The 21,138-nt window shown below is 61.2% G+C and carries 19 protein-coding genes; 15 read left to right on the top strand and 4 right to left on the bottom strand.

Features of this window, described 5'->3' with window-relative positions:
• The first annotated feature begins 97 nt into the window (after window positions 1-97).
• Together ACP15P_RS12950 and ACP15P_RS12955 are read left to right on the top strand one after the other, a co-directional pair.
• Entirely contained in the window at window positions 98-922 is an 825-nt protein-coding gene (locus tag ACP15P_RS12950) for an aldo/keto reductase (protein ID WP_424928887.1), read from the top strand.
• 31 nt (window positions 923-953) lie between these two features.
• Window positions 954-1,625: a type 1 glutamine amidotransferase domain-containing protein gene (locus tag ACP15P_RS12955; RefSeq protein ID WP_424928888.1), complete on the top strand. Its 672-nt coding sequence runs from the start codon at window positions 954-956 to the stop codon at window positions 1,623-1,625.
• A gap of 450 nt (window positions 1,626-2,075) precedes the next feature.
• Here ACP15P_RS12955 and repC read toward each other — a convergent pair whose 3' ends face one another.
• The 3 genes from repC to repA form a co-directional block, all read right to left on the bottom strand.
• Window positions 2,076-3,281, bottom strand: coding sequence for a plasmid replication protein RepC (gene repC / locus ACP15P_RS12960; RefSeq protein WP_424928889.1), 1,206 nt, complete (start codon window positions 3,279-3,281; stop codon window positions 2,076-2,078).
• Between the two features lie 176 nt (window positions 3,282-3,457).
• Window positions 3,458-4,483 (bottom strand): plasmid partitioning protein RepB, encoded by a 1,026-nt coding sequence (gene repB / locus ACP15P_RS12965; RefSeq protein WP_424928890.1) that lies wholly within the window; start codon window positions 4,481-4,483, stop codon window positions 3,458-3,460.
• Window positions 4,480-5,670: a plasmid partitioning protein RepA gene (gene repA / locus ACP15P_RS12970; protein ID WP_424928891.1), complete on the bottom strand. Its 1,191-nt coding sequence runs from the start codon at window positions 5,668-5,670 to the stop codon at window positions 4,480-4,482. The genes repB and repA overlap by 4 nt, the downstream gene beginning before the upstream one ends.
• A gap of 578 nt (window positions 5,671-6,248) precedes the next feature.
• Between repA and ACP15P_RS12975 the strand changes: the two genes are divergently transcribed.
• The 4 genes from ACP15P_RS12975 (at window position 6,249) to ACP15P_RS12990 (ending at window position 9,528) form a co-directional block, all read left to right on the top strand.
• Entirely contained in the window at window positions 6,249-7,115 is an 867-nt protein-coding gene (locus ACP15P_RS12975; RefSeq protein ID WP_424928892.1) for a cysteine hydrolase family protein, read from the top strand.
• Window positions 7,116-7,164: 49 nt separating this feature from the next.
• Window positions 7,165-7,644 carry a YHS domain-containing (seleno)protein gene (locus ACP15P_RS12980; protein ID WP_424928893.1) on the top strand — a complete coding sequence of 160 codons (480 nt, stop codon included), beginning with the start codon at window positions 7,165-7,167 and terminating at the stop codon, window positions 7,642-7,644.
• Between the two features lie 91 nt (window positions 7,645-7,735).
• Window positions 7,736-8,392: an FMN-dependent NADH-azoreductase gene (locus tag ACP15P_RS12985; RefSeq protein WP_424928894.1), complete on the top strand. Its 657-nt coding sequence runs from the start codon at window positions 7,736-7,738 to the stop codon at window positions 8,390-8,392.
• A 149-nt stretch (window positions 8,393-8,541) separates the two neighbouring features.
• On the top strand, window positions 8,542-9,528 hold the full coding sequence (locus tag ACP15P_RS12990; RefSeq protein ID WP_424928895.1) for a zinc-dependent alcohol dehydrogenase family protein: 987 nt from the start codon (window positions 8,542-8,544) through the stop codon (window positions 9,526-9,528).
• A gap of 89 nt (window positions 9,529-9,617) precedes the next feature.
• Here ACP15P_RS12990 and ACP15P_RS12995 read toward each other — a convergent pair whose 3' ends face one another.
• Window positions 9,618-10,508, bottom strand: a complete 891-nt coding sequence (locus ACP15P_RS12995) for an AraC family transcriptional regulator (protein WP_424928896.1) — start codon at window positions 10,506-10,508, stop codon at window positions 9,618-9,620.
• 160 nt (window positions 10,509-10,668) lie between these two features.
• On the opposite strand from ACP15P_RS12995, the gene ACP15P_RS13000 reads away from it, so the two are divergent.
• The 9 genes from ACP15P_RS13000 to ACP15P_RS13040 all read left to right on the top strand — a co-directional run bounded on the left by ACP15P_RS13000 (window position 10,669) and on the right by ACP15P_RS13040 (window position 20,996).
• A complete protein-coding gene (locus ACP15P_RS13000) occupies window positions 10,669-11,622 on the top strand; it encodes an SDR family oxidoreductase (RefSeq protein WP_424928897.1) in 954 nt (317 codons plus the stop codon).
• A 287-nt stretch (window positions 11,623-11,909) separates the two neighbouring features.
• On the top strand, window positions 11,910-13,175 hold the full coding sequence (locus tag ACP15P_RS13005; protein ID WP_424928898.1) for an extracellular solute-binding protein: 1,266 nt from the start codon (window positions 11,910-11,912) through the stop codon (window positions 13,173-13,175).
• A gap of 97 nt (window positions 13,176-13,272) precedes the next feature.
• Complete coding sequence (locus ACP15P_RS13010; RefSeq protein ID WP_424928899.1) at window positions 13,273-14,175, top strand: carbohydrate ABC transporter permease; 903 nt, start codon at window positions 13,273-13,275, stop codon at window positions 14,173-14,175.
• Entirely contained in the window at window positions 14,175-15,089 is a 915-nt protein-coding gene (locus ACP15P_RS13015) for a carbohydrate ABC transporter permease (protein WP_424928900.1), read from the top strand. The genes ACP15P_RS13010 and ACP15P_RS13015 overlap by 1 nt, the downstream gene beginning before the upstream one ends.
• Window positions 15,090-15,115: 26 nt before the next feature.
• Complete coding sequence (locus ACP15P_RS13020) at window positions 15,116-16,204, top strand: ABC transporter ATP-binding protein (RefSeq protein ID WP_424928901.1); 1,089 nt, start codon at window positions 15,116-15,118, stop codon at window positions 16,202-16,204.
• A gap of 21 nt (window positions 16,205-16,225) precedes the next feature.
• The gene (locus ACP15P_RS13025) at window positions 16,226-16,924 is read left to right on the top strand and encodes a GntR family transcriptional regulator (protein WP_424928902.1); all 699 of its coding nucleotides are present in this window, start codon (window positions 16,226-16,228) and stop codon (window positions 16,922-16,924) included.
• Between the two features lie 102 nt (window positions 16,925-17,026).
• Window positions 17,027-18,049 (top strand): hypothetical protein, encoded by a 1,023-nt coding sequence (locus ACP15P_RS13030; RefSeq protein WP_424928903.1) that lies wholly within the window; start codon window positions 17,027-17,029, stop codon window positions 18,047-18,049.
• Window positions 18,050-18,347: 298 nt separating this feature from the next.
• Window positions 18,348-18,812 (top strand): (2Fe-2S)-binding protein, encoded by a 465-nt coding sequence (locus ACP15P_RS13035; RefSeq protein ID WP_424928904.1) that lies wholly within the window; start codon window positions 18,348-18,350, stop codon window positions 18,810-18,812.
• 3 nt (window positions 18,813-18,815) lie between these two features.
• The gene (locus tag ACP15P_RS13040; protein WP_424928905.1) at window positions 18,816-20,996 is read left to right on the top strand and encodes a xanthine dehydrogenase family protein molybdopterin-binding subunit; all 2,181 of its coding nucleotides are present in this window, start codon (window positions 18,816-18,818) and stop codon (window positions 20,994-20,996) included.
• The last annotated feature ends 142 nt before the right edge of the window (window positions 20,997-21,138 follow it).

The following is a 21,138-nucleotide window of genomic DNA, read 5'->3' on the forward strand; positions in this document are numbered from 1 at the left end:
AACAGGTTCCGCAAACTTCGCACCTTTCGGCGTGGAACCATCCCGCCCGGACCGCTGTTCCAACCCCGACCACCCGGATCGAAAAGGACACCCCGCAATGACGATCAAACCCATCGGCCCCGCCGCCATCCCGAACCTCGGCCTCGGCACGTACAGGATGCCCGAGGGCGGGACGCGCGACATCGTCGCCGCCGCGCTTGCCGAGGGCTACCGGCATATCGACACCGCGCAGGCCTATGGCAACGAGGAGGAAGTGGGCGCGGGGATCCGCGCCGCGGACGTGCCCCGTGACCAGGTCTTTGTAACCACCAAGATCCTGCCCAGGCATTTCGCCGCCGGTGATTTCCGCGCCGCCGCAGACCGCTCGCTGGCGGCGCTCGGCACGGATTACATCGACCTGCTCCTGCTGCACTGGCCCTCAAGCACGGTGCCGCTGTCGGAGACGCTGCCAGTGCTGGACGCCCTCATCGCTGAGGGCAAGGTCCGCTTTGGCGGCGTTTCGAACTTCACGATCGCGCAACTAAAAGAGACTGAAAGCATTCTTGAGGCACCCCTTGCGGCGAACCAGATCGAGCTTCACCCGTTCGTGGATCAATCCAGGCTGCTTACGTACATGGACGCGCGCAGCATTCCTTTTGAAGCCTACTCGCCGCTCGCCCAGGGGGCCGTGATGGAGGACGGGACGTTGAAGGAAATCGCTGACGCGCACGGCACCACACCGGCCGCCATCTCGGTGGCCTGGCTGCTCGCCAAACCGCTCGGCGTTGCAATTCCCAAAACCGCAAAGACGTCACGCCTTGCCGGCAACCTTGCCGCCGCCGGGATCAGCCTCACGGCTGACGAGATCGAGCGTATCGACGCCCTCGCGCGCCCGGACGGACGCATCGTCTCGCCCGACGGACTCGCGCCTGACTGGGACTGAAATTCAGCACAGAACATAAGGAGACACAGACATGTCGAAGATCCTCATTCTCTCCACCGCCCATGCCGAACTCGGCGAGACGGGTAACAGAACCGGCGTCTGGCTCGAGGAACTGGCCGCCCCCTATTACGCCCTGAAGGATGCAGGTCACGAAATCACTGTCGCAACGCTGGGCGGAAAGCCCATTCCCGTGGATCCGAACTCGGAACCGCAGGGCGACGGCGCAGATGCCCGTTTCAAAAAAGATGGGGCCGCCATGGCGCTGCTCGACGCGCCCGCATCGCTCTCCGACCAGCAGCCTGCGGATTTCGATGCAGTCTTTATCCCCGGTGGCCACGGCGCAGTCTGGGACCTCGCCGCCTCCGACGAGGTGGCACGGTTCCTGTCCGCCGCCTGGGAGCAGGGCAAGGTGCTTGCCTCGGTCTGCCACGGCCCGGCGGCGTTCGTCGGGGTCGAGGTGGGTGGCGAACCGCTCGTGAAGGGGCGCAAGGTCTCGGCCTTCACTGACAGCGAAGAGAAGGGCACCGGTCTCGAAACCGTCGTCCCCTTCCTCCTCGAGACCCGTCTGCGCGAGCTTGGCGCGAACTTCCAACCGGGTCCCGACATGGAACCGAAGGCGGTTCAGGATGGCCGCCTCATTACCGGTCAGAACCCGATGTCCTCCGACAGGGTGGCCGAGTTGTTGATCGCCCAGCTCGATTGATACGACATTGCTGCCAGCCCGGCTGAGTGCGCCGCCGGGCTGGCACGTTGGCGCTAAATGCCATCAAAGAGCTTTTAAGGATTGCTTTCGCAAAGCTGACCCTCGCTATAGCGCATCTGGACTGTCGCAACCCGAAATTGTTTCTTTGCCCCTTTTCGTCGGCGCCCCCGCCTAATAATCCAATATTCGCGTGGCAGGCTGGTAATATTGGCAGTTTGCGGTGTTTTTGCCTTGGTTCCCGGTTGTGTGCGCAGGTTAGACTCTACATGCGTGGTTTTCCGAAGGTTTTCGGAGAGGGATCAAGTGTTCGCACCTCCTGCGACGGCGCTTTACCAGAGAAATCCTCTTGTTAGCGCCGTGGCATTTCCGCTCTTTTTATGTCCAATAATTAAAAAGTTCACAGCTGTGAACTTTCGGTCGGATCGTGCAGAAGTTCACAGCTGTGAACTCCTACGCCGCCCTCCTCCGCGCCAGCGCCTTCACCATCGGAACACAGGAAAACTCCCCATTTCCTGCCCTGATACACAGGCTTCGCAAATAAGCGCCCGGCGATTTTATCTCCTCAAACCGCTCGAGCATTGCCGCAATCACGACCGATGCCTCCCCTGCCCCCATCACGCTTTTCGCCTGCATCCAGGCATCACCGGATATTCCCATCATCGGAACACTTCTCTCAGCAGCCCTCACGAGGTCGTTCATTGACCGAATTCCGTTTTCAGCGAAGGCAGCAATTTCCCGACATGATGACAGAAGAAGTGCCATTGGAACGGATGATCTTTCATCCGTGGTTCGGTCACTTTTTCGGGTCACAGGTTTACCTCGGGCATCCTCGAAAACCACGACCTGGTCATCGATCCGTTCAGATTCTTTTTCAGAACGGTTTATATCTGAACTCTGTATGTGCTGCTCAGAATGAACATCGCTGGTGCTCATTTCCGTTGTTTCGACAGGTGACCGGGCGGCTCTGGTTTCGCTCAGAATGACTTCCAGTTCTGAGTGAATTGCTTCCAGTTTATCGACCGTCAACTTGCGGCGCAGTGTGCGGGATACCTGGTCGATCAGATTCTCAACAGCGGCCAAATCCATCTTTTGGGTTTTGGCCTTCCGGCAGTGGTCCACGAGGGCGGTGAGATCCCGGCGCATGAGGCTGATTTGTTCGCGGAGGTATTTAATGCGCTCGCCCTCGGCCTGGGCCTGTTTCGCAGCTTTGGTGATTTCGGCACCCCGGACAACCAAAGGCGTCAGGTCGAAGCCGTAGCTGGCCTGGATGGGGCCGTAGCGGCGGCGGTAGCGTTTTCCGTTGGGGCTGTCGCGGCGGGTGATGAGGCCGCTGTCGACCAGTTTGGCGAGGTGGCGCCGCATGGTTGAACAGGGCATTCCGTTGAGTCGTCCGCAGATGGATTTGTTCGACGGGAACACGATGAGGTCGCCGGCACCTGGGTCGAGATCCCGGGTCGGATGGAAACTCAAAAGGGCCTGGAGGACGGCAAGGTCGCGATGGGACAGCCCGAAGGCGGCGCGGCCGGTGGTCAGTTCGCGAAAGACATGCCACTTGTCGACAGCCTCCAGACCGAGGTCGCCTTCGGTGGGCTCCTGATGTTCCATCAGGGCAGCCGTCACCGTTCGCCGAAACGGCGTTATGGGAGTGTAGTGCATTTTATTTTCACGAAGACAAAAAATACCCGCCCGCAGAATCACTTCGGACTTGCGGTTTGCGACTCCGGGGACTAACTTGAGGGTGCAAGTATCAAGTTAGGGTCTCGTGGAGCGTTGTCTTTGCGGGACCTTTTCTTTTGCCTGTTATGTGCCTCCTGTGTTTGTTCCGCTCTGCCTCAGTCTTCCGTGCGCCTTAACCAGCGCCCGTGAAGTTCGTTAATCAATTGTTGTGCCTCCTGGTCGATCCAGTCGGCAAAAGCGCCGCTGTCCAGGCTGATCATCAGACCTTTGGGCGATCTTTTCACCTGGCCGCCTTTTTTGCCCGCGATGGTCAGGGTGCGGCTTTTGACCCGGGCAGGGGCCGGTACCGGTTTCTTGGGGGCCGGGGCCCCCAGAGAGTTCTCCACGGCCAGGAAGGCCCTGACGGAGATGTCCTCTTCCTCGGACGGCTCAGCGCCGCTCAGGACGGCGCTGGCGGCCTCCAGGTGGGTCTTCTCAGCCACCTCCACCATGCGGTCAGGGGAAACACCGGTGTCCGCCATCACCTTGCCCAGTGCCTCCCAGCGGGGACGGCCTATGCCGTGGGCGGCCCCGATGGCGCGGATGAGATCCTCGCCCACGGATTCAACGACGGCGAGCGCCATCGAAATCGATGACTTGGTGACCGTCAGGACTTCCGCCACCTGGGACTGGGTCCCGAATCCGCTATCGATGAGTTCCCGCGCAAACAGGGCCTTTTCGATGAAGGAGAGATCCCGGCGCGCCATGTTCTCGGAAATCTGTGCGCGAAGGGCGCTTTTGTCGTCCATGCTGGCGACGAGCGCCTTGACCTTGGTGACCTTGTCGGAAAGCCGGATGGCTTCCAGACGCCTGCGGCCATAGACCAGCAGGTAACGGTCGGGATCGGCGGGATGACGGCGGACCAGGATCGGAACGGTCTGGCCGTTGGCCTCAATCGCGTCGCGCAGATCAATTACATCATCGGGATCCAGCCGGTCCGTCAGCCGGTCATCGACAATCGCGCCTGGATCCAACTCCCAGACATGATGGCCGTCCACGGCATCACGGGCCGAGCGCAGGGCGCGGTTGCTTGACATCATCGACGATGTCGCGGCCGGGGAGGGGGGTGCCGAACTGGCGGGTTTGCCGGACGCGGCAAGGTTGTCGAGCATCGACATGCGTTTGCGTTTGCTGGTGGTCATGAGCGCCCCCAGGTTTTTTGAATCAGCTGTCCAATTTCGTCGTTCACCGCGTTCAGGCTCTCAATGGCCCGGTCATAGGTGGACCGGGTGAAGGCGCTGCGCTCGACCTCGTAGAGGGTCTGTTTGGTCAGTCCGGCATCTGAAATTGCGGTGGATTTCAGCATCTGGGCGTTCAGCACCTTTTCGCCGTACATGGTGCGCAAAAACGCCACGATCCGGTTTTGAGGGGCATCCGCCGGTTCATACCGGGTCAGCAAATAACGCATCCAGTCATGGGACATGTCCGCGCCGCTCTCGGCGATCACGTCCATCAGGTCTGCGGTCATACGGAGAAACTGGCTCATTGACATGACGTCAAGCATTTCCGGGTGGATGGTCACCAGCACCCCGGTAGCGGCCGACAGGGCCGACATGGTGAGAAACCCGAGTTGCGGGGGGCAGTCCACCACAACCACGTCATAGTCATCATCAACCTGGGAGAGAGCCTCCTTAACGCGGAAAAAGAACAGCCCCGCATTGCCCTGGGCGAGGGCGCGGGGGGTAACATGCTCAAATTCCATCAGTTCCAGGTTGCCGGGCACCAGATCAAGGTTCGGAATATAGGTTTTTCGGATCACCGATTTAATCGGAGCGGGATCATCGTAGCGAATCGCGTCATAAAGCGTTCCGCCGCCGTCGCGCAGGTCGAATTCCGGCTGAACCCCGTGAAGGGCGGTCAGCGATGCCTGGGGGTCGAGGTCGATCGCGAGGACCCGGTAGCCCTTCAGCGCCAGCCTCTGCGCGAGATGCGCGGAGGTGGTCGTCTTGCCCGAGCCGCCCTTGAAGTTCATCACGCCGATGACCTGCATATGGTCGCCGTCGCGCCGACCGGGGAGGTAATCCCCTGGATTGCGGGCCGTCTTTTCGAGCAGGACCCGTAATTCCTGAATGTTTTCAGCGGAGTAATGCCGTCGATTGCCCGGCGTCAGTTCAGGCGAGGGGCCTTTGCCATCCAGGTGAAGTTTTCGCAGGTAGGAGTCGTTGACGCCAAGTAGGGTCGCCGCCTCACCGGAGGTGAATTTCCGCATGTTCTTTTCCGCATCCGGCGGAAACATGCTTTCACGCTGCGAATGAAGCTGGGACGCCAGCCACTCGGAGTGTTGACGAATGACCGCATTGAGGTCTTCATGCGCAAAAGTCTTGTTCATCTGCTCTCTCGCCCCGTGACGTGTTCACGGAAAATGACGTTTATCGCCACTGTTTCGTGACTATTGCCGAATGATCGGGATTCGCGCAAGGCTTTTTCCAGATTTGGTGGACCAGGGTTTCTTGGCACTACGGTGGTTTGGGTGTGATTGTTCATCCAAACCACCGTCCAACGCCCGGATTCCGGCCCTGATGGCGATAGTCGCCATCACCCTCTGCGCGACTTTGGGGCAGGGAAGGGGACTACACATCACCACGCCGTTCCCTGCAAGGATGTACCCAACATAACGGGCGTAGGGCAGGGATTTCCGGTAGGGGAGGGTGGCAGAACCGGCCAGGGGTCTGGCAGGCCGGGCCAATACCGGGAGCCTGTCGCCCGAATAGTGTCAGGTCATCGACCAGGAGGGGTCAGGCCTCTCCACCAACCGGGAGGTGATGGCGGTGACCGGGATTTTAGAAACACTTCATGTCACGCGGGAGCGGGACGCCGTTTTGGGCGGCGCAGTGCCTTTCCGGTGTGGTCGATGGACGGACGCGGAGTGCGTTGCGACAAATTCAACTACCGGAATGGAGATCTGACATGGATCATGAGACTGAGCATAAACGCGGGGCCGCCTGCGGCTGTGGCTGCGGCGCAACCCCCGAGCGGGTGGATATGGCGCGGCGGCGTCTGATTGCGGGCACGACGGCCGCTGGGGCCGCGGCGGCTGTTGGCGGGTCGGTCGCTGCCGCGACGCCGGAGGCGCGGGCGCTTTACGCGGATCCCGAGGAGCCCGGCCTGCCGCAGATGGACATGGAAATCGTGCCGGGTCGCACAGCACTTGTTGTTGTTGATCCGCAGGTGGACTTTCTCGACGAGAACGGAGTGGCCTGGGGTGTGGTCGGCGAAAGCGTGAGTGAACAGGGCGTTGTCGACAACCTGGAGAATTTGTTCATCGCCGCGAAGGCCGCCGGGATGCCGGTCGTGGTTTCGCCGCATTACTACTACCCGCAGGACCACCGGTGGCAGTTTGAGGGGACGCTTGAACGCGTGATGCACGGCATTCACATGTTTGACCGCAACGATCCCCTGGATCTCGAAGGGTTTGAGGGGTCGGGTGCGGACTGGATGCCGCAGTACAAAAAATACATCGAGGATGGCGAGACCATCGTTTGCTCGCCGCACAAGGTTTACGGACCGGAGCAGAACGATCTCGTTCTGCAGCTGCGCAAGATCGGCATGGACAAGGTGATCCTTGCGGGCATGTCGGCCAATCTCTGCGTGGAGAGCCACATGCGGGAACTGTTGGAGACCGGTTTTGAGGTTGCGGTTGTTCGTGATGCCACCGCTGGTGCCAAGGTGCCCGAAGGTGACGGCTATCTCGCCGCGCTGATCAACTTCCGTATGATCGCCAACGCCGTCTGGTGGACCGACGACGCCGTGAAACGCATCGGCAGTGCCGTGTAACCGCGGACCGCACCGTTTTTCCAAATCTCCCCAAAAAAAGGTATCTGACATGAAACCCTCCGTTTTTGCATCGGCGCTTTGCGTCTCTCTCGCCCTGTCCACGGGTGTCTTCGCGGCTGATGAGTACAACGTGACAAACGGCCTGACACTGACCGGCAATCCGCTTGGCATGCATGGCGTCGATCCCGTGTCGATGTTCGATGGCGATGCGCCGAAAACCGGTGACGCGGTCTATGACACCACCCATGACGGCGTGGATTACTACTTCGCCAGTGAGGAAGCGCAGCAGACATTCGAGGCCGATCCGGCTGCGTATCTGCCACAGTTTGGCGGCTTCTGCGCCTTTGGCGTCTTTGTCGGCAAGAAGCTCGACGGGGATGTCCGCTATGCCGATATCGTGGATGGCAGGCTTTACCTCTTCGTCAATGCCGCGATCTTCGAGAAGTACCTCGAGAACAGCGAAGAAGTGATCCAGGTGGCGCATGAGACCTGGCCTGGCATTTCCGCGACCCCGATTGGTGATCTTTGAGCCCAGGACCCGCAGTGACTTTCCCTGCGCCCGGACGCAGTACCGGGCGCATTTTTTCCACTCCCTGAAACTGGAGAGAAGGACCACTGAGATGACACGTATTCTGAGAGTAGATGCCAGCGCGCGGGGTGAGCGATCGCTGTCCCGCCAGCTTGGAAACCGGTTTGTTGATGAATGGCTGGCGCGCGAGCCCGGCATTGAGGTTGTTGCGCGGGACGTCGGGCGAAACCCGCCGCCGTTTATTTCCGAGGCATGGATCGCGGCGGTTTTCAGTACAGGGATGACCGCGGAGCAGCGGGATCTGACAAGGGTTTCAGACGAACTGATCGCGGAGGTGGCGGCGGCCGATGTCATCGTGATCACGACACCAATGTACAATTACGGGATGCCCGCGGCGCTTAAGGCATGGTTCGATCAGGTTGTGCGGGTCAACAGGACGTTTACCTTTGATCTCGCCCGCGGTGACCGGCCGCTTGAGCCGGTTCTGTCCGGCAAGGTGGTGGTCGTGCTGACCTCATGCGGCGAGTTTGGTTTCGAAGAGGGTGGGCTCAACGAGGGCGGTGATAACCTGGTGCCGCATCTGAGGTTCGCGTCGCGCTACCTTGGGATGTCGGAGTTTTACCATGTAGGCATCGAGTATCAGGAGTTTGGCGACCATCGGCATGAGGCGTCGAAGCAGGCGGCTTCGCTGGCGGCTGGTGAACTGGCGGCCCGGCTGGCAGGGCCGATGGCAAGTCAGGTGGCGTGACGTGTCGGCAGGCCGGGAGAGCCGTCAGACCTGGGCCTGAAACCGAATTATATCCGAAATCCGAAAACTGAACTCGAAAATAGGCTGAATATTTGCGAAATCACATGTGTTAGGTCGATCCCAACGCAATGGATCGAAAGGATCGACCGATGAAAGCCATGGCTCTTGCCGAATATGGACCCGAAGCACCGTTCTCGCAGGTGGACATGCCCCGCCCGGCCCCGGATGCGGGGCAGGTGATCGTTCGCGTTCAGGCGACGAGCGTCAATACCATCGACACGATGATCCGAGGTATGGGAACGGATCTGGGCTTTTCGCCCGCGACGCCCGCGGTACTGGGAATGGATTTCGCCGGTACGGTTGAGGAGGTCGGCGAGGGTGTGACCGAATTCGCGGTTGGCGATGAGGTCTATGGCTGCGCCGGTGGTCTGGCGGATCTTCAGGGCGCGCTTGCGGAATACATGCCCGCGGATGTCAGGCTGATCGCGCGCAAGCCGAAGTCGCTGTCCATGCGGGAGGCGGCGGCCATCCCGCTGGTCGGCATTACGGCTTATGAAGGGCTCCAGCGTGCCGGTGTGAAAAAGGGCCAGAAGGTGCTTGTCCATGGCGGGTCCGGCGGTGTGGGCCATATCGGCGTGCAGCTGGCCCGTGCCTTTGGCGCGGAAGTTTACGCCACCGACACCGGAGAGAAGCGTCTGTCGGTGGTGCGCGACCTCGGTGCCGAGCCGATCGATTTTAAGGCCGATACCGTTGAGGAGTATGTGGCGAAACACACGGATGGCGCCGGTTTCGATGCGGTGCTGGACACTGTGGGTGCCGGCAACCTGACAAACTCTTTCAGTGCGGTTGCCCTTAACGGCCATGTGGCCACCACCCTGGCGCTGGCCGAGCTTGACCTGTCACCGGCCCACCTCAAAGGCGCGTCGCTGCATGTGGCGTTCATGCTGATACCGATGCTGCACGACACGGGCCGAGCGGAGCATGGCGTGATCCTGGCGGAACTGGCCGGGCTCGCTGACAGCGGTGCGTTGAAACCGGTGGTCGATGAGGCCCGTTTTGAGCTTGCCGAAGTCGGTGCGGCTTACGATCACCTTACCGGCGGTAAGGCCATCGGTAAGGTTGTGATCGACGTATAGGAGGGCAGGCGGGGTCCGTATTTTGGTGTGGGTCCCGCGCCCGTTAACCTGGTGACCGGCCGTCCCGGCCGGTCGACGGGGCCCGCGTCCTAATTCAGCTGGTCCGGCAGCTGCGCCGTTTGGCTCCATTGCCGCGGGGACTGGCCGTACATCCGTCTGAATTCCCGGCTGAACTGGGAGGAGCTTTGATACCCCACGTCCCAGGCCGCCTCGGAAACGGTTTTTCCTCCGGCGATCATCATCGCCGCGTTGTTCAGGCGCATCGATTTCACAAACTGGATTGGGGACATTGTCGTGGCTTCCCTGAACCTCCGGTGAAAGACGGCCCGGCTCATCCCCACATGCCCGGCCATGTCGTCGATTGTGACCTGATCCCTGAGATGGTTCGAGAGATATTCGATGGTCCGGGCGATCTCGTTGCCGACACCAAAGGCGCGTCTTGCCGAAGCTCCGGCACCGCCCGTGAGAACCGCGTAACAGATCTCGCGCATGCGACCAGGTCCGAGCACCGCCGCAGCCACGGGACTGTCCAGCAGCTCCAGAAGCCTGAGAAGCGCCTGAGTGAAACCGTCATCCCAGTCCGCGAGGGCCAGTGCCGATGCGGATGAGGCCTGGGACCGTGTGGTGCCACCGGCCACGGTTTCGATCTCAATGGCGAGTTCGCGCATGAGCCGTGGATCCAGGGTGATCACCACACCAATCAGGGGATCCTGAGTTGACGCCTGTGGCGTGCCCGCCTCGACCGGCAGGGTCATGGGACACAGCAGGTATTTATCGCTGCCGTAGACGTGGTGTTCACCGTCCAGCACCGCCTCCTTGGTGCCGTTGAGAATGGCCACGACCGTGGGCTGGTAGACCGCGGGCACGCAGGGCATGGCCTCGGTTACCCGAAACATCTGAACGCCCTTCAGAGCGGTTTCGACAAGGCCCGCTTCCGGCAGATGACGCTCAATGAGGTTTTTGATCCGTTCTTTGCTCATGCCGTCCATTAGGTCGAAGAGTTTCACCTTTGCAATGGGGTTGAGACGATTGGGCAAGTAAATGAGAGGATATCGCCTGTTTTCCTGTCGTGCGGGTTTCTAATTGTGTTCCAGACATCAACACCCCACAGCGCCGGCCTTGGCCGGCAGGAGACAGAAATTGGCGGACACAACATTTGGACCGAAAGGCTGGACCCCGGAGCGCCTCGGCGATCTGAGCGGCACAACCCATGTTATCACCGGAGCCAATGCGGGCGCAGGCTTTCAGGCCGCGCGGACGCTTTTGAGAAAGCATGCAAAGGTCGTGATGCTCAACCGTTCGGTTGGGAAATCCGAGGCGGCCATTGACGCGCTGAAGCAGGAATTCGGCGCGGGGGCTGATGTGAGCTTCATTCGCATGGACCTCGCTGTTCTGGACAGTGTCCGCACGGCAGCCAAAGAGGTCCTGAAGGCCGTCCCCCGTATCGATGCCCTTATCAACAACGGGGCCATCGCTCAGGTGCCTACGCGCAGGCTGACGGTTGATGGATTTGAAAGCCAGCTTGGCACGAACCATCTGGGACATTTTCTGCTCAATGGTCTGCTTTTTGACCGCATCGCCGAAAGCGGCGGCAGGATCGTCGTTGTGGCGAGCCTCGGCTACAACATGGGACTGAAGACGATCAGGTTCGAGGACATGAACTGGGATGAGGGGTATGGCGCGAATACGGCCTATTCGCAGTCCAAACTGGCCCAGATGATGTTCGCATATGAGCTGCAGGACAGGCTTGCCGCTGCCGGGCGCAACGATGTCGAGGTTTACGTGTGCCACCCCGGCTCTTCGGCGACGTCGCTCATTACCACGAGCGGCAGCCGCACGATGCGGTTCATCTGGTGGCTCATGACCAAAACCCCGATGGTGCAGACCGCAGAGCAGGGCTCCTACCCGGAGGTTATGTGCGCGACCGAGGAGGCACTTACGGAGCAGCGGGCGCTCTATGGCCCGACAGGACGGTTGGAAGCGGTTGGCCCGGTCGGCAGGGGTACGCTGAACGCACACGCCCATGACAAGGCCGTCATGACGCGTCTCTGGGACGTGTCGGAAAAAGCTGTCGGGTTCGAATGGAAACTCTGAACAGGAACGTCTGGCGGCAGCTTCCATAGAGGCGACTACTGGCGCAACAGCCCCGGGCAAACGGGAGCACGGGGCTGGATGTGGGTTGTCTCAGGTGAAACCCGTTCATCGGCATATTTTCTGACGAGCGTCTGTGCGTGTTGCGAGTTTTAAATTGACGAATTCGTTCATGGATGCAATAACGCATACATTACGGCATCAGATCGTTGGGGAGGACAACAAATATGCTCACATCCGTTTCGGGAACACGGAGGCTTTCCGGCCTCAGGACAGGTGCGGCAGTCGCCATGTCATTGGCCGTACTGGGCTTTTCCGGGCCGCAGGTGAACGCGCAGGAGATCGAATTCTGGTCGCAGGACTATGGCGATCTGATCGCCTGGCAGCGCACGATGGAGGAATTCACGAATGAATTTGAGGCCGAGACGGGCATCAAGGTCAATTACGAACAGGTCAACTGGTCGGTTGCCTTCAACCGCTGGCTGACCGCAGCACAGGGCGGCGCGGCGCCGGACTGCGCCGACATGTTCTGGCTGCATTCCTTCTCCGCCATTGGTGGCGATCAGTATGGTCCGATGCCAATCACGGAATATCGCGACACCTGGCCGACGCTGGAAGAGGATTTCTATGAGGGCTCGCTTCAGGACGTGAACTGGAGCGGCGATTTCTATGGCATCCCGTGGCGCGGTGACGTGCGTCCGCTGATCTATCGCACGGACCTGGCCGCCGAGGCGGGGCTTGAGGGCCCGCCGGAAACCTGGGATGAGCTGGTGGAATACGCGAAAGCCCTGACCGAGCGGGACTCGAACGGGAATGTTACCCGCTGGGGTCTGGCGCTTGGTCCGGACAATCCGAGCCAGAGCTATGTTCCGCTTTACTGGCAGGCCGGTGGCGACTTCATGACCGAGGACGGGCGCACGGCCACGATTGATAATGAGGCGACCCGGGTGGCGCTGAGCTTCATTCGTGACCTGGTCTGGGAGCATGAGGTTCTCAGCCCCGATTTCATGGAGCGCGGCTACAGCGCGGAGGGTGACTTCCTCGCAGGGCAGCTTGGCATGATCGCGTCCACTCCTGGTCCGATCCCGCCGCAGCTCGCTGAAGATTATCCGGAAATGGACGGCAAGTGGGCCCTGGGTGTACCGGCCGCCGGACCGGAGGGGCGTGACGCCTATGCCGGCAGCGGATATTTCGGGGTTCTGCGCGGTACGGACAATGTCGAGGCCTGCGTGGACTGGATCAGCTTCCTTTCGCGTCCGGAAAACATGCAGCGTCTGAGCGAAGCGAGCGGCAATGTCAGCCCGATGCGTGAGGTGATGGCTTCCGACTACTGGAGCGATACCGAGTGGAAAGAGGTGATCAACGAGACCCTCGAATACGCGCACACCTCGCAGCACCCGTCGCCGGTGTGGAACGCGCTGGTGTCTCCAGAGCCGGGCGCGGTCATCTATGACATGGTGTATCGCGCGGTCATCCAGCAGGAAGATCTGGATACCGTGATTGCGGAATCGCAGGAGCGCATGCAGGCCGAGATGGACCGCGCGTTCAGCGACTGACCTGAGACCGGCGGCTCTTCCGTTACGCACGGCAGGGCCGCACGTCACATATCCAGCCCCCGTCCACCAATTACCATACCGTTGAAGGGTCCACTCGATGGAACGAAAAAGGCGTTGGTTCTGCTTCTTCATGGTGCTGCCCGCGATCCTGTTTACGGTCGTGCTTGGTCTGATCCCGATGTTCACCTCGCTGGGGTGGAGTTTTCTGGAATACGACCTGATGCGCGTCCAGGAGCATGGCACGCCCTTTGTGGGGCTTGAGAACTACCGGACGGTTCTGAACGACGGGCGGTTTTTGCGGTCGATCAGCAATACATTCGTGATGACCGGACTGGTGGTGGTGGTTGCCATCGCGCTTGGCCTGGTCCTCGCACATGTGATGAAGGCCGAATACCGGGGCAGGGCCATCGTGCGGGTTCTGATCTGTGCGCCCTGGTTCGTGCCACCGGTGGTGGCCGCCGCGATCTGGGCCTGGCTGCTGAACGCGGACCGGAGCCCGATCAATTCGGCGCTGATGGATGCGGGCATCATCGAGTCCAACATCCGCTTTCTAACCGACAGTTCGACCTGGGGGCCGTTCTCCATCCCGCTTCTGTCCGTGACCGCGGTCCGGATCTGGAACGGTCTGCCGTTCATCGTGATCTTCATTCTTGCCGGGATGCAGTCGATCCCGCGTGATCTCTATGAGGCCGTTGATGTGGATGGCGGCAACCTTTGGAGCAAGTTCCGGCACGTGACGCTGCCTCTGCTAAGGCCGATCCTGGGTGTTCTGATCATGCTGCTGCTGATCACCGGTATCGGGCATTTCGAGATCAACTACATCATGACCGGCGGCGGTCCGCAGGACATGACCAACGTGATGGCGGTTTATTCCTACCTTCAGGCGTTCAACTTCTTCCGCTTTGACCTCGCGTCGGCGGCGGGCGGGCTGATCCTGCTGATCACCGCGGCGATCTGTTTCTTCTACATCCGCACGCAGCTGCGCAACGAGGACCGGTGATGACCACGACCACCACAGAGCACATGCCCCGCGCGACCGGTACACGGAGCGGTCGCAAGGGCGGCTTCGCGCGCAGCAGGAATGCGGACCGGCTGACGCGGGCAATCGTCATCGTTGTGACGGTGCTGGCGCTCGTCTACATCCTTCTGCCGGTCTACTGGATGGTGAAAAGCTCGTTTCAGACGAATGCGGATATCCGGGCATTGCCGCCGCACTGGTATCCGCATGAGTTCACCATTCAGGCCTATCTGGACATGACCTATGTCATTCCGATCTGGCGCTATATTCTGAACTCGATCTACGTGGCCGCGGCCGCCGCAATTCTGTCGACGTTGATCGGGTGCAGTGCGGCCTATGTTCTGGCGCGGTTCCGCTTCCCGGGCATGACGCTGTGCCTCGTGGCGATCCTTGCCACGCAGCTGATCCCGCCGATCACACGGGCCTTTCCGCTTTACTCCGCGATCCAGTCGGCGGGCCTGCTGAACAGCTATACCGGGATTATCATCGCCTATGCCGGTTTCTCGCTGCCGTTCTGTGTGATGCTGCTGCGCGGGTATTTCATGAACAACTGCCCGCCGGATCTGGAGGAGGCGGCGCTGGTCGACGGGTGTTCCTATTTCAGCGCGTTCTGGCGGATCATTCTGCCGATCTCACTGCCTGGGCTGGCGGCCGTGACGATCTTTACCTTCCTGAACGCCTGGAACGATTTCCTGTGGGCCTCGCTTCTGCTGAACCAGGGGGACATGAAAACGGTGCAGGTTGGTATCGGTGACTTCTCGGGCGAGGGGGGCAACGTGCGCTACATCAGCATGTTTATGGCGGCCTGCGTCACGGCGACGATCCCGGCGCTGATCATGTTCCTGTTTGTCCAGCGCTGGCTCGTGTCCGGGCTGACCGCGGGCTCCGTCAAATAGCCGTCTCATACTAAAGGAATACCGGAATGGCGCATATCAGCCTGAGACAGGTGACAAAGAAATACGGCAGGTTCGTGGCCGTGCCCGATCTGTCCCTTGAGGTCGCGGAAGGGGAGTTTCTGATCCTTGTGGGGCCGTCGGGCTGTGGCAAGTCGACCCTTTTGAGAATGCTTGCGGGTCTGGAATCCGTTTCGCAGGGGGAGATTGCCATCGATGGCGAGGTGGTCAACGACCAGATGCCCCGGCAGCGGGATATTGCGATGGTCTTCCAGTCCTACGCGCTTTACCCGCACATGACCGTGGCCCAGAACATGGGTTTCTCGCTGAAGCTCGACCGCTGCTCAAAGGCGGAGATTGAGGAACGGGTCGCTGCCGCTGCGGAGATTTTGGCGCTCACGCCGTTGCTGGACCGCAAGCCAGCGCAGCTGTCCGGGGGGCAGCGCCAGCGTGTTGCCATGGGCCGGGCCATTGTGCGTGATCCGAAGGTTTTTCTGTTCGACGAGCCGCTGTCCAACCTGGATGCCAAGCTGCGCGTGCAGATGCGGGCGGAGATCAAGTCGCTGCACTATCGGCTGAAAACCACCATTGTCTACGTGACCCACGATCAGGTCGAGGCCATGACCATGGCCGACCGGATCGTGGTGATGAATGCAGGAAATATCGAGCAGGTCGGTACGCCGCTGGAGCTGTACGACCGACCGATGAACCGTTTTGTGGCCGAGTTCCTGGGTTCTCCGTCCATGAACATGCTGCCCGGCGAGATTACCGGCGCCGCCGGTGCGCTGTCGCTGAGGTTGGCGGACGGGAGCCACATTGCCCTGCCTGGGCGTGACCTGGGGCTGGCGCCCGGAGACCGCGTGACGATGGGTGTGCGGCCCGAACACATGACGATTGGGGACACCGGCGGGATGGGGCTCGACATCGTGGTCGACGTAACGGAACCCACGGGCTCGGATACGCTTCTTATCGGCAGAGCGGCGGATTGTGCTATCACCTGTGAACTGGACGGTCGTCCGGATGTCAGGATGGGCGAAACCGCCCGGGTCACCATTGATCCCGCGCATCTGCATTTCTTCGATGAGGACAGCGGGCGCAGGATCGGGGCGGCCGGATAGGAAATGCGGAGCGATGGGGTCATGACCAAAGCCACGACGAAGGCCGAGAAGCGCCCGGCAGCGAAGCCAACCCAGGCCGAATATGCGCATGCGGAGCTCAAACGCATGATGCTCGACGGGACGCTGCCTTTCGGGACGCAGATGCTGGAGTCCGAGGCTGCCGAGCGCCTGAAGATCAGTCGCACGCCGATCCGGGAGGCGATGATCCTGTTGCAGCAGGAGGGCATGGTCGAGTTGCGGCCGCGCCACGGAATGAGGGTCCTGCCGGTTTCAGCCGATGACATGCGCGACATTTACGACGTTCTTACCGCGCTGGAGGGCAAAGCGGCCGAACTGCTCGCGGAGCGCAGGCTGAGCCAGGACGAACTGGACGGGCTGTGGGATGCGGTTGAGCAGATGGAGGCGGCGCTGGCGGCGGACGAACTGGCCGACTGGGCCGAGGCGGATGATCTGTTCCACCTGCGGCTGATTGACCTGACGCGGAACAAACGGCTGATCGGGATGGTCAACCAGTTGCGCGCCCAGGCGCACCGGGCCCGGATGGCGACGCTGTTTTTGCGGCCGCGGCCAACGGAGTCGAACCGTGAACACCGCGCCCTGGTCGATGCCATCGCCAGTGGCGATCCGGCGGAGGCGCGCCGGATGCATGAGGAGCACCGGACCCGGGCCAAGGAACTGCTGGTGAACATTCTGCGCAGCCTGGGCGGCGCGCAGATGTAGGCCGGACACCCAGAACGAACTGACAAGGTTCGCCAATACCGGCGTGCCATGCGTTGAAACAATGCATTCGCTACCGAGTGCGTTGAAAAGGAGGAAGCACAGATGTCAACCAAAGTGGAAATTCAGGGAGAGGGCTTCCTGATCAACGGAACCCCGACCTATGAGGGTCGTGAGTGGCACGGGAAAAAAATCGAGGGCCTGCTGCTGAACACGCGGATGGTGCAGGGGATTTTCGACGATGTGAACCCGGACACGGTTCAGCAGTTCGCCTATCCCGATACCGGAGTGTGGGATGCGGACCGCAACACATCCGAGTTTATCGACATGCTGCCGACCTATAAGGCGCATGGTGTTCTGGCCTTTGACATCAACCTGCAGGGCGGCAGCCCCTATGGTTATTCGACCGACCAGCCCTGGATCAACTCGGCCTTTGAGAGCGACGGATCGCTGCGTCCGGCCTTCATGAACCGGCTGGCCCGCGTGCTGAAGGCGGCGGATGAGCTGGGCATGGTTGTGATTGTTGGTCTGTTCTACTTCGGTCAGGAGAAGGTTTTCGAGGGCAACGAGGATGCCGTTCGCAAGGCCGTCGACAATGCGGTCGAATGGCTGCTGGCGACCGGTCATGAGAATCTGCTGCTTGAGATCAACAACGAATGCAACATCCGCTATGAGCTGCCGGTGATGCGGCCGGAAGGTGTGCATGAGCTGATCGAGCGGGCCAAAGCCATCACGCTGGATGGACGGCGTCTGCTGGTTGGAACGAGTTATGGCGGGGGTACGATCCCGGGATCGAACGTTGCCCGTGTCAGTGACTTCATGCTGATCCACGGCAACGCCCAGGAAGACCCCAACATCATCCGCGAGATGGTCAAAAAGACACGCCAGGTGGAAGGCTACACGCCCAAGCCGATCCTGTTCAATGAGGATGATCATTTCGATTTCGACCGGCCCGACAACAACTTCATCGCGGCGGTGGGCGAGTATGCCTCATGGGGGTATTTCGATTACCGGATGAAGGGCGAGACCTTCGAACAGGGCTATCAGAGCGTACCCGTGAACTGGGGCATCAGCTCGGCAAGGAAGCGGGGCTTCTTTGGGCTGGCAAAGGAAATTTCGGGCTACTGAGCCGAAGGAACCCTGAGAGGCGATCTGTCCTCGTGACGTCGGCTCCTTCAGTGGGGCTTCAGCATTCGATGGCACCTCTCATTATCTTCCGGATTCCCGCTTTTGAAATTGGCCGGTCGCGCTCCTGGGGTGCGGCCGGTCCGACTTTCTTGTGCGCGCCAAATCGTGACACGATCCTTATTGGCATTCGTGCTAAAAAATCCCACACAACCGGTTTGTGAAACAGGTGATGCCCCGCCGGGATCACCACTGACCGAACGCGATGACGTCCAGCAAGGCGCGCATAGGGAGAGAAAGCATGACACGGGAACTGAAAGTCAACGGGGAGACCCGCACCGTTGAGGCGGAGGACGGAACGCCGCTGCTCTGGGTTATTCGCGACGAACTGAAGATGACGGGAACAAAGTTCGGCTGCGGTGTCGCGGCCTGTGGAGCCTGTACCGTTCATCTGGACGGGGCACCCGTCCGGTCCTGTCAGACCTATATTGAGGATGTGGCCGACAGCGAGATCCGCACCATCGAGGCGATGGAAACGGACCGCATTGGCACAGCCGTGCAGCAGGCCTGGACCGAGCTTGACGTGGTGCAGTGCGGCTACTGCCAGTCGGGGCAGATCATGTCGGCTGTCGGTCTTCTGGCGGAAAATCCGAAGCCGAGTGTTGAGGACATTGACGGCTACATGTGGGGCAATGCCTGCCGCTGTGCCACCTACCAGCGCATTCGCGCCGGTGTTCTGCGTGCATCCGAGATCCTGGAGGGCTGAGCCATGAACATTTCCACATCCCGCCGCGGATTTTTGCAGGGTGCGGCTGCGACCGCTGCCGTTCTTTATGTGGGTGCCCGTTCCGATGGCGCCCTGGCCGCGTCGTCGGACAGCACTGATCTCAATCCGTTCGTGCGCATTGGCGCGGATGGTCGCGTGACCGCCATCGTGAAGCATTTCGAAATGGGGCAGGGGCCGTCCACGGGTCTGACCACGCTGATCGCCGAGGAGCTTGGCGTGACCATGGACCAGATTGACTACGAGTTCGCGCCGTCCAATCCGCAGGTCTACAACAACACGCTGTTTGGTGCGTTCCAGGGTACGGGCGGATCAACCGCCATGGCCAACAGCTATACGCAGTACCGCACCGCAGGGGCTGCGGCGCGTGAGATGCTGATTGAAGCCGCGGCAGCGGAGTGGGGTGTCGATGCGGCGGAGCTCGACATTGTCGCCGGTGAGATTACCGGGGCGGGTCAGGCCGCGCCGCTGGCGGGATTTGTTGCCGCGGCCGCGGCGCTGGAGGCGCCCGCTGAGCCCCGGCTGCGGACGCCGGAGGAATGGCGGCTGATTGGGCAGGACGGCGCGGTGCGGCGGAAGGACACGCCGGTCAAGATCAACGGCAGCGGTGTGTTTGCCATGGATCTGCAGTTCGACAACCAGTTGGTCGTGGTTATTGCCCGTGCCCCGCGGCGTGGTGCAACCGTCGCCGGGTTCGATGCGTCGGATGCCGAGGGCATGAACGGGTTCGTTATGGCGCAGACCCTGCCCGATGCCTCGGGTGTGGCGGTCTATGCGGAGACGACCTGGGCTGCGATCAGCGCGCGGGACATGCTGTCGGTGGAGTGGGACTTTTCCGCCGCTGAGGACCGCTCGTCGGATCAGATCAGGGAAGAACTGATTGCCGGGGTGAATGGCCCGAGCACCTATGAGACGCGGGGCGACCAGTCGGAGACGGCGGCGGCTGTGGATGGTGCGGCGACGGTCATAGATAAAACGTTCTATTTCCCGTTGCTCGCCCATGCGCCGATGGAGCCGCTGACCTGTACCATTGAACCGCTGGATGATGGCGGTGTGGTCCTGCATGACGGGGCGCAGTTCCCGACGTTTGGGCACATGACGCTGAGCCAGGTGCTCGAGTTGCCGATGGAAAAGGTTCAGGTCAAAACGGTGCTGGCCGGGGGGTCCTTCGGGCGCCGGGCCAATCCGACGGCGGATTACAATCTCGAATGCGCCATGGCTTTTGCGATGACCGACCGGACCCGCCCGGTCAAGCTGGTCTGGACCCGCGAGGACGACATCAGGGGCGGATACTACCGCCCGGCCTTTGCCCATCGCGTGCGGGTGGGGTTGGATGAAAACGGTGCCATTGTCGGCTGGGATCACCGCATTGCGGGTCAGTCGATCATGAAGGGCACCTCGATGGAGCAGATGGCCGTGCATGACGGAGTCGATCACTCCTCCGTCGAGGGGGTGGCTGACACGCCCTATGCGGTGCCAGGGATGGCGGTGGGCCTGACGGATCACGCCAAGGCTACCAGTGTGCTGTGGTGGCGGTCGGTGGGGCACAGTCACACGGCCTATGTGATGGAAAGCATGATCGACATGGTCGCGCAGGAGACGGACGCGGACCCGCTGGCGCTGCGGCTGTCCATGCTGCCGGGCGACACGCCGGCGCAGACGCGCATGGCCGGTGTGCTGAACCGCGTCGCGGATATGACCGGCTGGTCGGACGCGCCGGCGGAAGGTCGCGCGCGTGGTCTGGCGGTGCATCACTCCTTTGGCTCTTTTGTCGCGGAGGTGGTTGAGGTCTCCGGCGGGGGTGACGACCCGGTCAAAATTGAGAAGGTGTTCGCCGCGGTCGATTGCGGAGTGCCGGTCAACCCCGACGTGATCCGCGCCCAGATCGAGGGGGGCATCGGCTATGGCATCGGTCACGTGATGCGCAACCGGATCACCCTGACCGATGGAGAGGTGGATCAGTACAACTTCCCCGATTACGAGCCGTTGCGGATTACCGATATCGGGGCGATCGAGGTCGACATAATCGCGTCGATGGAAGCGCCGACCGGTGTTGGCGAACCCGGAACACCACCCTCGGGCCCGGCTTTGGCAAACGCGATCGCCCGTGCAGGTAGCGCGCGGGTGACCGTACTGCCGATGATAGACGAGGTCGACTTCGCCTGACCTCTACCCGCGACCCGGGCGCCGGTGGGTCACCCGGCGCGCGGGACGGGTGGCAGGACTTCGTCAAGAGCCGCCCGGTTCCCGACATTGCGCCGGCTCTCCGGCCGCCCCCGCCAGGCGTATTATCCATTGGCCGAAATTC

The organism is Amaricoccus tamworthensis (genome assembly GCF_049800875.1).
Lineage (GTDB): Bacteria > Pseudomonadota > Alphaproteobacteria > Rhodobacterales > Rhodobacteraceae > Amaricoccus > Amaricoccus tamworthensis.